The organism is Myroides albus, assembly GCF_024722315.1.
Taxonomy (GTDB): Bacteria; Bacteroidota; Bacteroidia; order Flavobacteriales; family Flavobacteriaceae; genus Flavobacterium; species Flavobacterium album_A.
Genome location: NZ_CP102754.1, coordinates 1,488,699 through 1,502,507 on the forward strand (window position 1 = coordinate 1,488,699; position 13,809 = coordinate 1,502,507).

At 35.6% G+C, this 13,809-nt stretch carries 12 protein-coding genes; 8 read left to right on the forward strand and 4 right to left on the reverse strand.

The annotated features are described in order from the left end of the window. The first annotated feature begins 217 nt into the window (after positions 1–217). The 6 genes from NWE55_RS06910 to NWE55_RS06935 all read left to right on the forward strand — a co-directional run bounded on the left by NWE55_RS06910 (position 218) and on the right by NWE55_RS06935 (position 6,775). Complete coding sequence (locus tag NWE55_RS06910) at positions 218–1,309, forward strand: PCMD domain-containing protein (protein WP_155090669.1); 1,092 nt, start codon at positions 218–220, stop codon at positions 1,307–1,309. Between the two features lies 1 nt (position 1,310). Next, positions 1,311–2,108 carry a porin family protein gene (locus tag NWE55_RS06915; RefSeq protein ID WP_155090668.1) on the forward strand — a complete coding sequence of 266 codons (798 nt, stop codon included), beginning with the start codon at positions 1,311–1,313 and terminating at the stop codon, positions 2,106–2,108. A 300-nt stretch (positions 2,109–2,408) separates the two neighbouring features. Then, on the forward strand, positions 2,409–3,566 hold the full coding sequence (locus NWE55_RS06920) for a PCMD domain-containing protein (protein ID WP_155090667.1): 1,158 nt from the start codon (positions 2,409–2,411) through the stop codon (positions 3,564–3,566). Between the two features lie 17 nt (positions 3,567–3,583). Further along, positions 3,584–4,357: a porin family protein gene (locus NWE55_RS06925; protein ID WP_155090666.1), complete on the forward strand. Its 774-nt coding sequence runs from the start codon at positions 3,584–3,586 to the stop codon at positions 4,355–4,357. Positions 4,358–4,792: 435 nt separating this feature from the next. Continuing rightward, the gene (locus tag NWE55_RS06930) at positions 4,793–5,977 is read left to right on the forward strand and encodes a PCMD domain-containing protein (protein ID WP_155090665.1); all 1,185 of its coding nucleotides are present in this window, start codon (positions 4,793–4,795) and stop codon (positions 5,975–5,977) included. A 27-nt stretch (positions 5,978–6,004) separates the two neighbouring features. Next, on the forward strand, positions 6,005–6,775 hold the full coding sequence (locus NWE55_RS06935; protein WP_155090664.1) for a porin family protein: 771 nt from the start codon (positions 6,005–6,007) through the stop codon (positions 6,773–6,775). A 54-nt stretch (positions 6,776–6,829) separates the two neighbouring features. Here the strand turns inward: NWE55_RS06935 and NWE55_RS06940 are convergent, their stop codons facing one another. Next, positions 6,830–8,095, reverse strand: a complete 1,266-nt coding sequence (locus NWE55_RS06940; RefSeq protein WP_155090663.1) for an alkaline phosphatase family protein — start codon at positions 8,093–8,095, stop codon at positions 6,830–6,832. A 99-nt stretch (positions 8,096–8,194) separates the two neighbouring features. Here NWE55_RS06940 and NWE55_RS06945 point away from each other — a divergent pair, with 99 nt between their 5' ends. Beyond that, a complete protein-coding gene (locus tag NWE55_RS06945) occupies positions 8,195–8,989 on the forward strand; it encodes an NAD(P)H-binding protein (protein WP_155090662.1) in 795 nt (264 codons plus the stop codon). A gap of 129 nt (positions 8,990–9,118) precedes the next feature. Further along, on the forward strand, positions 9,119–9,964 hold the full coding sequence (locus tag NWE55_RS06950; RefSeq protein ID WP_155090661.1) for a universal stress protein: 846 nt from the start codon (positions 9,119–9,121) through the stop codon (positions 9,962–9,964). Between the two features lie 66 nt (positions 9,965–10,030). Here the strand turns inward: NWE55_RS06950 and NWE55_RS06955 are convergent, their stop codons facing one another. The 3 genes from NWE55_RS06955 to NWE55_RS06965 all read right to left on the reverse strand — a co-directional run bounded on the left by NWE55_RS06955 (position 10,031) and on the right by NWE55_RS06965 (position 13,794). Continuing rightward, positions 10,031–10,687 (reverse strand): CoA transferase subunit B, encoded by a 657-nt coding sequence (locus tag NWE55_RS06955; RefSeq protein WP_155090660.1) that lies wholly within the window; start codon positions 10,685–10,687, stop codon positions 10,031–10,033. 27 nt (positions 10,688–10,714) lie between these two features. Further along, positions 10,715–11,413, reverse strand: coding sequence for a CoA transferase subunit A (locus tag NWE55_RS06960; protein ID WP_155090659.1), 699 nt, complete (start codon positions 11,411–11,413; stop codon positions 10,715–10,717). A gap of 71 nt (positions 11,414–11,484) precedes the next feature. After that, a complete protein-coding gene (locus NWE55_RS06965; protein WP_155090658.1) occupies positions 11,485–13,794 on the reverse strand; it encodes a penicillin-binding protein 1A in 2,310 nt (769 codons plus the stop codon). Positions 13,795–13,809: the final 15 nt, after the last annotated feature.

The window sequence follows — 13,809 nt, forward strand, 5'->3', positions numbered from 1 at the left end:
TTACCTTTTTTAGCCGACCACTATGCGATAACCCTGTCAACAATATTAGAACACAGCGATAACAAGTCCTCCTACAATACCTCAAAGCCTTGGCAGATACACTCTATCTCTACTCTCCACTGACTTGATGACCTTTGACATCACAGGAAGTGATAAAACAAAACTAAAAATTGGCAAGAAACTTGTATATTCACTATCGTAATAAAAACAACTTACTATGTTTAGGAAAATCGCTCTTAGTCTACTTTTTCTATCTTCTATAATCACAATTAGTTGTATTAAAGAGGAAGAACTCGATACAAATGCAGATATTTTAGAGGCATACATTCCGTCAGAATACTTAAAGACAGAACCTATTATTACGAATACTACAGTGGAGTTTAGAGTCAAGTCAAATATTGACCTTGAACATCAATCTCCTGTTTTTATAGTATCGCCTAATGCGACGTTAGATCCTCCAAACGGCCTGACAAGAGATTTTAGAAACAGCCAAAAGGTAACTGTTATTGCACAAGACAAAAAGTGGCGTAAAGATTATACAATAAGTTTCACGTCAGACGAATTAAGTACCTTATACACCTTCAATAATGCTGAACTAACAGATAAAGACAGGTATTATCGCTTTTTTGAGATTGGATCCAATGGAGATAAAATAATGGATTGGGACAGTGGCAATGAGGGATATGCTACAATAGCTGGATCTACTCCCCCTGAAGGATACCCAACTACAATTGCTCCTGGACGTCGCGGAGGACTTGCCGTAAAAATGCAAACGGTTTACACAGCTGATTTCGCAGCCAAAACGGGTAATCCAATCGCTGCGGGTAATCTATTCATTGGTACATTTAAACTAAACTATCTAAATACAGTTAAATCAACCAAATTTGGACTGCCATACAATGGAGAAATGCCCAAATCACTCCGTGGAGTGTATAAATATAAAGCTGGTGAAGTGGTAACAGATGTGAATTTCAAACCTGTTCCAAATAAAAAAGACGACTTCGATATCTACGCAATCATTTTTGAAACGCAGAAGAAAAATAATTACTTATCGGGAGATCACAATTTTAAAGATCCTCGAAATATAGCCATTGCGCGTATACCAAAAGAACTAAGACAAGAGACAAACACTTGGACTGAGTTTGAAGTGCCTTTTGAATTACTACCTGGAAAGACATACGACCCTCAAAGAGATTACATGCTGACTATAGTCATGACTTCGAGTATAGAAGGAGCATTTTTCACAGGGGCTATTGGAAGCACCTTACTGGTAGATGAAATAGAATTGGTTTTTGACAAAGACGAATAAGATGAAAAATATACTTTTATATACCGTTCTGCTAGTTGCAAGCTGCTGTACTACTACAGCCCTTGCTCAAGAGAATACAGAGGTTTCTACTACCTCGAAGTTTCGTAACTTCTTCCAAGAAAACATGGACCACCAACTGAGGGCACAATTCAGTGTTGGAGGAAGTACTCCACTTGGAATGCCAGCATCGATCAGAGAGGTAAACAGCTATAATCCAACTCTGCAACTTGGTCTGGAATTTACAACTACAAAATGGTTTTCAGAAAGCCAAAAATGGGGAATTAGAACAGGTTTGCGATTTGAAGGCAGAGGAATGAAAACTGATGCAAATGTAAAGAACTACTATACCCAAATAGATGGAGAAGAAGGCAAACAGACTAAAGGATATTTTACAGGAAATGTGAAGACCACAATGAAGAACTCTTACGTTACTTTTCCAGTCTTAGCAACGTGGAAGGCGACAAATAGCTGGAATGTCTATGGCGGTTTCTACTTTTCTGGATTGATAGATAAGGACTTCACAGGCTATGTATACGACGGAGTAATGCGTGAGGGCACACCCGTTGGTACGCCTATTGTCTTCGAAGAAAGTGCCAAAGGTGACTACGATTTTTCGAATGAATTAAACCGATTTCAATGGGGGTTAGAATTTGGGGGTGAATACAAGATGAATGAACATTTTCGCCTATTTGCCGATCTAAACTGGGGGTTAAATCCCTTATTCAAAAAAGACTTTGATGCCATAACTTTTAATATGTATAGCATTTACGTCAATTTAGGATTTGGTTACCAATTTTAGTTTTCATCTCATACCCTATAGCATAAGCCTGAAGATACTATCTTCAGGCTTTTTTTTTATTCAAAAGCCATTCGCGTTATTTTCACTGTCAAACTCTAAAAAAACGCACCTAAAAATAACAATTCGCTAATAAAACGAATTGTTATTTAGCTTTTTAGACCAAAAAAAGCTAAAGATTCCAATTCACTGTGATTTAGCAATCAATTAATCAATCAAATAGTTTGTGTAAATTTGCAGTTCGGTTTTTACCGAACAAAACATAACACATAATAATTTACTAATTAATAAAATGATTAACCTATGCGATTAAATTACTTATTTATACCCCTACTCGCGTTTATAGGGATAACCTTTTCATCTTGTATCAAAGATGAGGCATTAAATAACGAGGCTGATATAGAAATAGCAACTATTCCGGAGGAATTTATATTGTCATCTCCTATTATTTCAAATGATAAAGTGACATTTACCGTATATAAATCACTTGATTTAACTAAAGTAGCACCAGAGTTTCGACTTACAAACGGAGCAACAATTATACCAGCAAGCGGAACGGTAAGAGACTTTAGTAAAGGGCCTTTGACTTATGAAGTAACTTCACAGAGTGCTACTTTCAAAAAAAACTATACTATAGAATTTGTAAACTCTGAAATATCAACAGCATATCAATTTGAAACATTCAAGGAGAAAGCTGGTGGTTTCTATAATGCAGATATCTACCACGTATTCTATGAGAACGGAATAGATGAAGATACGGGAAAAGAAAAAGAAACTTTCGAATGGGCTAGTGGAAACATTGGTTTTGCGATGACTGATGGAGATACAGACAATCCGAAAAAGCCAAGTGACTTTCCTACTTCAGCTGTATCTAATGGGTTTGTAGGACATGGACTAAAACTTACCACATTATCAACAGAACCTTTAGGTCCTATGATGGGAAGTCCCCTTGCTGCAGGTAACTTATTCTTAGGAGAATTTGATTTAGCAATAGCGGTATCTAAACCATTAAAAGGAACTAAATTTGGAGTTAGCTTCACTAAAGAACCAATTATGCTTAGAGGATACTTTAAGTATAAAAGAGGTGAGGAATTCCAAATTAATAACTTAGAGAAAAACAAAATCAAAGAAGATAGATGGGATGCCTATGCAATCTTGTTTGAAGCAGGTCCAGAAGATGTGCTATATGGAGATCATGATTTTATAGATGAAAAGATCGTCTCTATCGCACGAGTACCTGAATCACAGAAAAAAGAGACAAGTACTTGGACCTTATTCGAAGTACCATTCCAATATGTAGAAGGAAAAACCTATGACCCAAAGAACAAAAAATATAAACTTGCTTTAGTCTTCTCTTCGAGTGAAGAAGGTAGTTTGTTTAATGGTGCCATTGGAAGTACTTTGTATATTGACGAGGTTGAAATCTTGACAAATGATGAAAACGAGAACCCTAAAAACTAATCTAAAAAAAGGATCACATGAACTTTAAATATATAACAACGATATTAATCTGTGCACTTTCATTGCCTATTTTTTCACAAGAAATAAAGGTAAAAAGACAACACTTCTTCAATACAAATACAACGGTACAAATACGTTCACAATTCAGTATCGGTGGAGCAACTCCACTGGGACTACCACGTGAAATAAGAGATATAAAAAGTTATAATCCAACGTTACAATTAGGAATGGAGGCTAACTTCACAAAATGGTTTACAGAGGAACAAAAATGGGGTATCCGTACAGGTATAAGAGTGGAAGGAAAAGGAATGAAAACAGATGCGAAAGTAAAAGATTACCTTACACAGATCAATTATAACGGAGCACAAGTAAAAGGTAACTTCACTGGTAATGTAAAGACACAAGTGAGAAACACTTACTTAACTTTTCCAATATTAGCTACCTATAATGTAGATACTCAATGGACAGTATATGGAGGTATCTATCTATCTGCTACCATTGACAGATCCTTTGATGGGTATGTTTATGATGGTTACTTAAGACAAGGTAATTCGACTGGTCAAAAACTTATCTTTGAAGATGGTAAACAAGCTGATTACGACTTCTCAGATGAAGTAAATAGATTTCAATGGGGTACACAAATTGGAGCTGAATGGAAAATGAATAAGAACTTCTTCCTATTCGGAGATCTTACTTATGGATTCAATGGGGTGCTTAAGAGTGACTTTGATGCGATATCATTCTCCATGCACAACATATACCTTAACTTAGGTTTTGGTTATCAGTTTTAAAACAAAAATATGCGATAGGGACATAAACAAAAGATAATAATTTCAAGTAGACCTAATGTTGCAATTCAAATCTGCAAAAGTGTTACCTTAGAGATCTTGTTAACACAATAAAGTAGAGTGGTTTTGCAGTATTTAACTAATGTGGAAATTATATCTAATCAAACTTAATATAAAATTAAGCCGACTCTAAACAGGTCGGCTTATTTATATAATACATAAATAACAAAGTTTCCATCATCAAGATAAATACAATTCAATGTATCCAATCTTTAGTTGCCCTATAAGAACACTTTCTTATCCCCACCTTACACTTAAACCATATCATTAACAACTTTCAAGGAAACTATCTACTCTTTAATAGATGTATACCTTTGTGAGTTAAATTTCTATTTAGATAGAGTAATACAAAAGTAAATTAACGTAAATGACGATTCAATGAAAAAAAACTACTTATTGTTTAGCTTATTCTTACTGATAAGCGTGACATTATCCTCATGCATAAAAGATGAAGCACCGAGCAAACAAGCTTATATATTAGAGGCTACAATAGCAGATGCAGAAGTACTACTTCTCAATCACAATAAAAAAGTTGGAGATGAGGATATTATAATATTCCAACTAAAACAAAATAAAGAAGACAATATTTTTGCCCCTGAATTTGTACTTTCTCCTGGAGCTACCATCCAACCTGAAAGTGGTACCAGCTTGGACTTTACAAATGGACCTCAGAAGTATATTGTTACTTCTGAAGACCATGCTTGGACCAAAACGTATTATGTGAATTTTATCCTTAGTGAGTTTCCAACTTACTTTAATTTAGAAGACTACCTTTTATACAAAGGAAGTGCGGTTTTACAAGAAGAGTATGACGTCGATGAAAGGTATGCTTCTGATGTATATATTAATTTCATAAGCTATACAGATAAAAATGAGGTAAACACCCTTTGGTCAAGTGGGAACCAAGGGTTTTCAATAATGCCTGCTGGAAAATTAAAACTAACAAATCCTTCACAATATCCCACTGCTGTAGATTTTGATGGATACAAAGGCAAAGCGGCGAAGCTATCAACCATTCTCACTGGTTTAGATCACAAAATGACTGGATTCATAAAAACACCAGGGATCGCAGCTGGTAATTTATTTACTGGTACTTTTAGTTTAAACATGTCAGTACCAGCGGCGTCACCGAAATTTGGTATACCTTATAATACCAATCGAAAGCCCATCACATTAAAAGGCTTCTACAAATATAAAGCAGGTGATTTTTATGGAGCTAAAAATGAATTTGCTCTAAAAGACTTAGATAGAGATACATGGGACGCTTATGCCATATTATTTGAAAAGACAACAGACAAGAATTATTTGGATGGTGTTCATAACTTTGAGAGTGAGAAAATGGTAATGGTTGCGAGAATAGAGGAAGGTAGTTATCCAGAAACTGAACAATGGACGCCATTTGAAGCAAATTTCAAAAATGTTAATGACAAAACTTTTGACCCTTCAAAAGAATATATGATTGCACTTGTATTCACTTCCAGTATCCAAGGAGCAGACTTTAGAGGTGCTATCGGTAGTACACTTTGGATTGACGAGATTGAACTTGTTCTTGAAGACAATTAATGACAACTATTCTAAAAATTTGAAACAATGAAATATATATATATCATATTAGTTGCTCTGATGCCCTTATATGTTACGGCTCAAGTAACAGAAAACACAAAAGAAGAAAACTTCTTTATCCACAATATGGACTATCAAGTAAGAGCTCAATTTAGTATTGGAGGGAGCTCTCCTCTGGGATTACCTCGTGAAATTAGAAAGATTGACAGTTATAATCCAACATTACAATTAGGCTTGGAAGCGAATGCTACTAAATGGCTTACAGTTGATCAAAAATGGGGGGTAAGAATCGGCTTGCGATTTGAAGGAAAAGGTATGAAAACAAAAGCTGAAGTAAAAGATTACAAAACTCGTATTTTCTATGAAGGAACAGAATTAAATGGATACTATGATGGAAAAGTACGCACAAATGTTCGAAATACTTACATAACATTTCCTATATCTGCAGTCTATAGAATAACGCCTAAATGGAACATCTATGGGGGAGTATATCTCTCAGGTCTTATTGACAAGAACTTTGATGGTTATGTCTATGATGGAACCTTTAGAAAAGACTCTCCTGTCGGTGATAGAATCAACTTTAAAGATGAGGAACGTGGAGAATACGACTTCTCGGACGAAGTTCGCAAGTTTCAATGGGGAGCTCAAATAGGAGGTGAATGGACGTTGAATAAAAACTTCAAACTATTCTCAGATCTTACTTATGGATTCAATGGGGTACTTAGAAGTGATTTCGATGCGATATCATTCTCCATGCACAACATATACCTTAACTTAGGTTTTGGTTATCAGTTTTAAAACAAAAAGGCATATAGTCAATTGACTATATGCCTTTTTTAATGATCAAAAATTTTACTTCAATACTTGTTTTGCAACTTCAGTATTTCCATCTATATCTTCAGTAACTTCTAAACCTAAAATTTCAGTTACGATAGGATACACATGCACATTCTCGAATGAAGGAATTACTTTATTTGATTTGATTTGCGGTCCATACGCCAAGAAAATAGCATGCATTTCTTTTACTGTTTTGGGATCGAATCCATGGCTACCAGCAAGTTTTCTATCTGTAAAATAGTAAGGTGACTCTGCTGTAACTACAATATCTCCTACTCTACCAAAACGATCGTGTTCTCCACCAAAATTATATGACTCTGGCAATTCATCGTGTTTATACACCTTCATATACTTCTTATTGGCAGCTGATGAAATTTTGTTGTACCAATAGTCAATTTTAGATTTATCATTTACAAATACACTCACGTACGTTCCGTTTCTCGTAATCTTAAAGTCTTCACCTGTAAGTTTGATTGGAAACTTCAATAGTTTCTTCTGGTTCAATTCCACCATACCGTGATCAGAAACTACAATATAGTTAACAGGAAGACCTGTTTTGCTTACTTCGGATACTAACTGTTTAATCGATTCGTCAGCGAATTTAACAGCTGCCTCTGTTTCAGGTGCATCTGGTCCATAACGGTGTCCTGCGTGATCAACTTCTGGCAAGTAAAAAGTGATGAAATGTGGACGTTGATCCTCTGGTAAGCTCAGCCAATTCACAACTTCGCCTATTCTATCCTGCATAGGAGTTTTTTCAGAATACTTGTAGTAATACGATGGTAAAACACCTTTAATATCAGCTTCAGAACCTGGCCAATAATAACAAGCAGATAACATCTCTTGTTGTTCAGCTAACACCCATAGAGGTGTTCCTCCGTACCAATCTTTATTTCGAACTGCTTTAGCATTGCCCAACGAATATCTTGCATCCATTTTAGGATCATAAATATTGTTTCCAACAAGTCCGTGATGAGCTGGGTATAATCCAGTCACAATCGTATAATGGTTTGGAAAAGTTACAGAAGGATAAGAAGGCAGCATAGACTCTGCTCTTACTCCTTGTTCCCCTAAACTCTTTAGAAACTCGGCATTGTACTTTTCTATATAATCGTGTCTAAACCCATCTATAGAAATCAAAATAACATAAGGTTTGTCAACCTGTTTTGGGTTATTTAAGCGATTCTCAATAACCAATTGTTTCTCTTTTTCTTGAGCTACAACATTTGTACTTAATGTCATAGTCAAAAAACCAAGAACTGATAATAACAGTTTGTTCATTTTATTCGTGTTTTTCAATGTTCAAATATCTTGAGATAAATCAAGCACTACAAAGTAAATGCTTATTTTTATAACAAATTTAAATCTAATATTAAGAATATGAAAACCATAGGTATTTTAGGGTGTGGTTGGTTAGGACTGCCTTTAGCTCAAAATTTAATAGAAAAAGGATACACCGTAAAAGGTACAACTACCTCATTGGACAAGCTAAAATACTTCGAAGAACAAGGTATTGACCCTTACCTATTAGACTTATACACTGATGATTATAGCGCTGTCCTAAATACTTTCTTAAATGGTATAGATACGCTAATTATTACCATCCCTCCCTTTCGTAATGAAGATACCCCAACTTATGCACTAAACTTTAAGAAACTCATTGAGCCAATAGAAACACAGCAAATCAAGAATGTGATCATGATGAGTTCAGTTTCCGTTTATGCCCCATCTTCAGTAACAATTACAGAACAGTGTACAGAATACTCACAAGAAGCAACTGCCCAACAAATTTTAGCAGCTGAACAAGTGCTGATGAGCAACTCTCATTTTAAAACTTGTGTACTTCGCTTAGGAGGATTGTATGGCCATAATAGAAAACCTGTCGAATACATCTGCAAGAAAGCCTTCTTAGACAACCCTGATATGCCTATCAATATGATTCACTTAGAAGATATAATTGCATATACGGTAGCCATGGTCATTAAACCAGTTGCACAAACTACAATTTACAACATTGTGTCTCCATCGTTTAAAAGTAGATTAGATTACTATTCGCAACAAGCCAAAGAGAACAACTTAACACTACCTCCTTTAGGGGAAAATGACAAGGCTTCTTACCGAAAAATAACTGGAAATTTAATTAGTGAAGTCACCGAAATCCCTTATAGATACTAATATTATTTTACTTCTGTACAAAATATTATTCCTATTAAATTTAGATAATTATCATTGTACTTTTCAAAGAAAAAACTGCATTACATATTAATTATTTGTATATTGTAGACAGTATGAAAGTGTTAGAAAATGAAAAAAATATTATTCCCTACTGATTATTCTGAGACGGCAAATAACGCATTTAAGTATGCTTTACAACTTGCTGATCAAAAAGATGCTGAGCTATATGTATTGCATGTCTATGACCCACCAGTAATATCAGGCCATATCAGCCCTCATTTAGTTGACAATGTGATCAAAAAAAATGAGTTCGAAAAACTGGAGCAATTACATGCTAATAGCCCAATATTAATTAATTTGCGTTCTGAATTAAATTTAGACCACGTAGAAGTCTTTTTTAAAGTTAAGGAAGGTTTACTTATCCCAGAGATATTAAACGCCATAGAGGAGCACGAAATTGATTTTGTAGTCATGGGAACAGACGGAAGAAATGCAAGTTTTCACAAGAAACTCTTAGGTACAAATACGTTGAATACAATCTCAAAAGTTACAGTACCTGTATTGAGTGTTCCGAAAGAGGCTACTTTTAAACAGCTTAATAATATAATCTTTACTTCATTATTCAACGAAGAAGAACAAGATACATTAGATGAACTAGTACAAGCTGCAGAGAACCTTGGTGCGAAGATAAAATGTGTTCACATTAAACAAAAAAATTGTACTTCTTGCGATGAAGTGTATGAGAAATGGAAAAAACGCTATGAAAATAGACCTATCAGTTTCCATATTTTCACCTCAGATAATACAGATAAGGCAATATTGGAGTTTATACAAAGCGAACAACCTGTGGATATGGTTGCTACAATCCAAAGAAATAAATCATTCTTTGAAAGTATTCTGCAAAAGAGTACTACCCAACATTTGGCCAAGCATTTAAAAACGCCATTCTTTGTTTACAAAACAAGAAAGAAATAACGCAATAAAAACGGGCTGTATTTTTTGAAAAAATACAGCCCGTTTCTCTTTTATAATTCCTGATAATTAGTCTAATATCATTTCAGGAATATCTCCTTCAATTAGCAACGTCACTTCCGTAGCCTTAATAATATCTTCTACAGATACGCCAGGGGCGCGTTCTAATAGTTTAATTCCCTTATCAGTTACTTCCATTACAGCAAGTTCTGTAACAATCTTCTTGACACACTTTACACCAGTCAAAGGAAGCGAACATTCTTTTAATATCTTCGATTCTCCAATCTTATTAACGTGCATCATAGCAACAATAATATTTTCAGCAGATGCTACTAAATCCATAGCTCCTCCCATTCCCTTAACCATTTTACCTGGAATCTTCCAATTGGCAATATCTCCGCTTTCAGAGACTTCCATTGCACCAAGGATGGTCAAGTCCACATGCTTTCCTCTAATCATTCCGAAACTGGTCGCTGAATCAAAAAAAGAAGCTCCTTTCAAAGTTGTTATCGTTTGTTTACCAGCGTTTATTAAATCAGCATCTTCTTCTCCTTCAAAGGGAAAAGGTCCCATTCCCAACACACCATTCTCACTTTGAAACTCTACATTCATACCTTGTGGAACGTAATTAGCAACTAAAGTAGGGATTCCTATCCCTAAATTTACATAGAACCCATCCTGTAGCTCTTTTGCTATTCTCTTTGCAATACCTATTTTATCTAACATAATGTACTTTTAATGGTTGATGAATGATTACTTCGTACGCACTGTACGTTGCTCAATGCGCTTCTCGTATTTCTCTCCTTGAAATATACGCTTGACAAAAATGCCAGGAACATGGATCTCATTCGGGTCTAACTCACCCGCTGGGACCAATTCCTCCACTTCCGCAATAGTAATCTTTGCGGCACCAGCCATACAAGCATTAAAATTACGAGCTGTTCCCTTAAAGATTAGATTTCCTGCCTCGTCCCCTTTCCAAGCTTTCACAATAGCAAAATCCGCATCAAAAGCATGCTCTAAGATATGTGGCTTCCCTTTAAACACGCGAACTTCTTTACCTTCAGCTACTTCGGTACCATAACCTGCAGGAGTGTAAAATGCAGGTATTCCCATCTGAGCCGCACGACATTTCTCTGCCAATGTACCTTGAGGAGTAAGTTCTACGTCTAATTCTCCACTAAGCATTTGCCTTTCAAATTCAGCATTCTCACCAACATAAGAAGATATCATTTTGTTAATCTGTCTCTTTTGAAGTAACAAACCTAATCCAAAATCATCAACCCCTGCATTATTAGATATGCAAGTTAATCCCTTCACATTCTTGCGAACCAATTCTGCAATAGAGTTTTCAGGTATTCCACATAACCCAAAACCACCAAGCATAATCGTCATATTATCTGCAATGTCAGATAAAGCTACCTGAACATTAGCTACTTTTTTATTTATCATAGGACTTTTTGGTTTAATTAATTGTCCTAATATATAAAAAAAAACGCCTTTAAAAAAAGGCGTTCTATTTATTAAAAATCAAATTCATCTGTTGTTAACTCTGACTCATCTTCAGACTTGGTGTCCTCCGTGACTTTGCTACAATCTACGCGAATAGATAAGTTAGCAGGTACTTCAAAATTCCCTTTAGAGATATCTAATGTTTTATCTGCATAAGCTTTATTCATATAAACTCCCCAGATAGGCAAGGCCATAGTAGCTCCTTGTCCATACAACATCGTTTTGAAGTGGGCAGCACGATCGTCATTCCCAACCCAAACACCTGTTGCTAAATTAGGGACCATACCAATAAACCATCCATCACTCTGATTTTGCGTTGTACCCGTTTTTCCAGCAATAGGATTAGTAAACTTATATGGGTGACCTGTTACTCTCTTATAGCCACTCCCTTGCCAAGTAGTGCGTAATCGAACACCTGAACCAGACTCTGTTACACCTTCAAGTAGTTTTACTATAGCAAAAGCAACGTCTTTACTCATTACATCTTTAGTTTCTGGTACAGCATTATAAAGCACTACACCATTCTTGTCTTGAATTTTACTAATGAATACAGGTTTCACATAGATCCCTTGGTTTGCGAATGTACTAAAAGCAGCAACCATATCGCTTACGGTAATATCCACTGCTCCTAATGCAATGGCAGGGCTTTCTGGTATCTCAGAGGTAACACCTAAATCTCGCATCAGATCAATTACTGCAGCTGGTCCTACTCTATCCATTAATTTAGCAGTAACTGTGTTAACAGACCCTGCTAATGCTTGTTTTAGAGTCATAATACCTTTATGGCTACGATTGGCGTTTTGAGGTGACCAATCTTTACTTATCCCATGTCTTCCTTTTGGCATTGTAAAAGGAGAATCTATAATAGAATCACAAGGCGAATAATGCAATCTTTCGATAGCAGTAGCATAAACAAATGGTTTAAAAGTCGAACCTACCTGTCTTGCCCCTTGTCCTACGTGATCATATTGGAAATGCTTATAATTAATTCCACCTACCCAAGCTTTGATATGCCCAGTTTGTGGTTCCATAGACATCATCCCTGCTTGTAAAAAATGCTTGTAATAAAGAATAGAATCTCTTGGAGTCATTACCGTATCTATTTCGCCTTTCCAAGAGAAAATACGCATTTTCGTCTCTACTTTGAAAGAGTCTACAATCTCTTTTTCAGACTTACCTTGAGATTTCATTTGTCTCCATCTATCAGAACTCTTCATTGCACGAGAAATAATTCCCTCTCTATCTGCTTCATTAATCTTATAAAATGGTGCCATTTTATTGCTTTTCTGATCAATAAAGAACTCCTCTTGTAAATTTGAAATATGAGCAGTTACAGCTTCCTCAGCATACTGTTGTAGTCTAGAATCAAGTGTAACATATATCTTTAAACCATCTCTGTAAATGTCATAAGTTGTTCCATCTTTTTTAGGGTTTTCTTTTACCCATCTACGCATAAATTCACGTAAATATTCCCTAAAATAAGTAGCAATACCATCTCTGTGACTTTCAGGAGTATAGTTTAACTTTAAAGGTAACTCCTGCAATTCAACACTTTGCTCTTTAGTAATATATTCATTACGCGCCATTTGATGTAGCACGACATTTCTCCTTTTTTGAACAAGTTCAGGACGTCTTACAGGATTGAAATAAGCAGGGTTCTGCAACATTCCAACAAACATTGCCGCTTCATCGATTGTAAGGTCTTTAGGCTCTTTACCTAAATAAACGCGAGAAGCAGTTCGAATACCTACAGCATTATTAACGAAGTCAGCCTTGTTTAAATACATTGTAAGTATTTCTTCTTTGGTATATTGACGTTCTAATTTAACAGCGATAACCCATTCTTTAGCTTTCTGTGCAATACGCTTTGGTAAATTCTTCGCTCCTTCTCCGTGAAAAAGCAACTTAGCCAACTGCTGCGTAATTGTACTTGCTCCACCACTACTACCAACAGAAGTAACAGCTCTTAATGTCCCTCTTGCATCAATACCAGAGTGGTTCATAAAACGTTCATCTTCTGTAGCAATTAAAGCCTTTACTAAATGATCTGGCAAATCATCATAGGAAACAGGTACTCTATTCTCTAAATAGAATTTACCAATCGTTTTTCCATCCGATGAAATAATTTCCGTAGCGACATTACTTGCAGGATTCTCAAGCTCATCAAAGGTAGGCATAGGCCCAAAAACACCCCAAGATGCGCAAAGAAAGAAAAATATTACTGCAGCACATCCTCCTAAAAAGATTAACCAAAAAGCAAGAAGGTACTTTCTAAAACCACCTTGCTCTTTTTTTACTTTATTGTTTTGTTTAGAACTCATAGAATTTAAAGTTCG

Coding starts and splice junctions, on each gene's coding strand:
- NWE55_RS06910 (WP_155090669.1), top strand. CDS start 218: ATGTTTAGGAAAATCGCTCTTAGTCTACTTTTTCTATCTTCTATAATC.
- NWE55_RS06915 (WP_155090668.1), top strand. CDS start 1,311: ATGAAAAATATACTTTTATATACCGTTCTGCTAGTTGCAAGCTGCTGT.
- NWE55_RS06920 (WP_155090667.1), top strand. CDS start 2,409: ATGCGATTAAATTACTTATTTATACCCCTACTCGCGTTTATAGGGATA.
- NWE55_RS06925 (WP_155090666.1), top strand. CDS start 3,584: ATGAACTTTAAATATATAACAACGATATTAATCTGTGCACTTTCATTG.
- NWE55_RS06930 (WP_155090665.1), top strand. CDS start 4,793: ATGAAAAAAAACTACTTATTGTTTAGCTTATTCTTACTGATAAGCGTG.
- NWE55_RS06935 (WP_155090664.1), top strand. CDS start 6,005: ATGAAATATATATATATCATATTAGTTGCTCTGATGCCCTTATATGTT.
- NWE55_RS06940 (WP_155090663.1), bottom strand. CDS start 8,095: ATGAACAAACTGTTATTATCAGTTCTTGGTTTTTTGACTATGACATTA.
- NWE55_RS06945 (WP_155090662.1), top strand. CDS start 8,195: ATGAAAACCATAGGTATTTTAGGGTGTGGTTGGTTAGGACTGCCTTTA.
- NWE55_RS06950 (WP_155090661.1), top strand. CDS start 9,119: ATGAAAAAAATATTATTCCCTACTGATTATTCTGAGACGGCAAATAAC.
- NWE55_RS06955 (WP_155090660.1), bottom strand. CDS start 10,687: ATGTTAGATAAAATAGGTATTGCAAAGAGAATAGCAAAAGAGCTACAG.
- NWE55_RS06960 (WP_155090659.1), bottom strand. CDS start 11,413: ATGATAAATAAAAAAGTAGCTAATGTTCAGGTAGCTTTATCTGACATT.
- NWE55_RS06965 (WP_155090658.1), bottom strand. CDS start 13,794: ATGAGTTCTAAACAAAACAATAAAGTAAAAAAAGAGCAAGGTGGTTTT.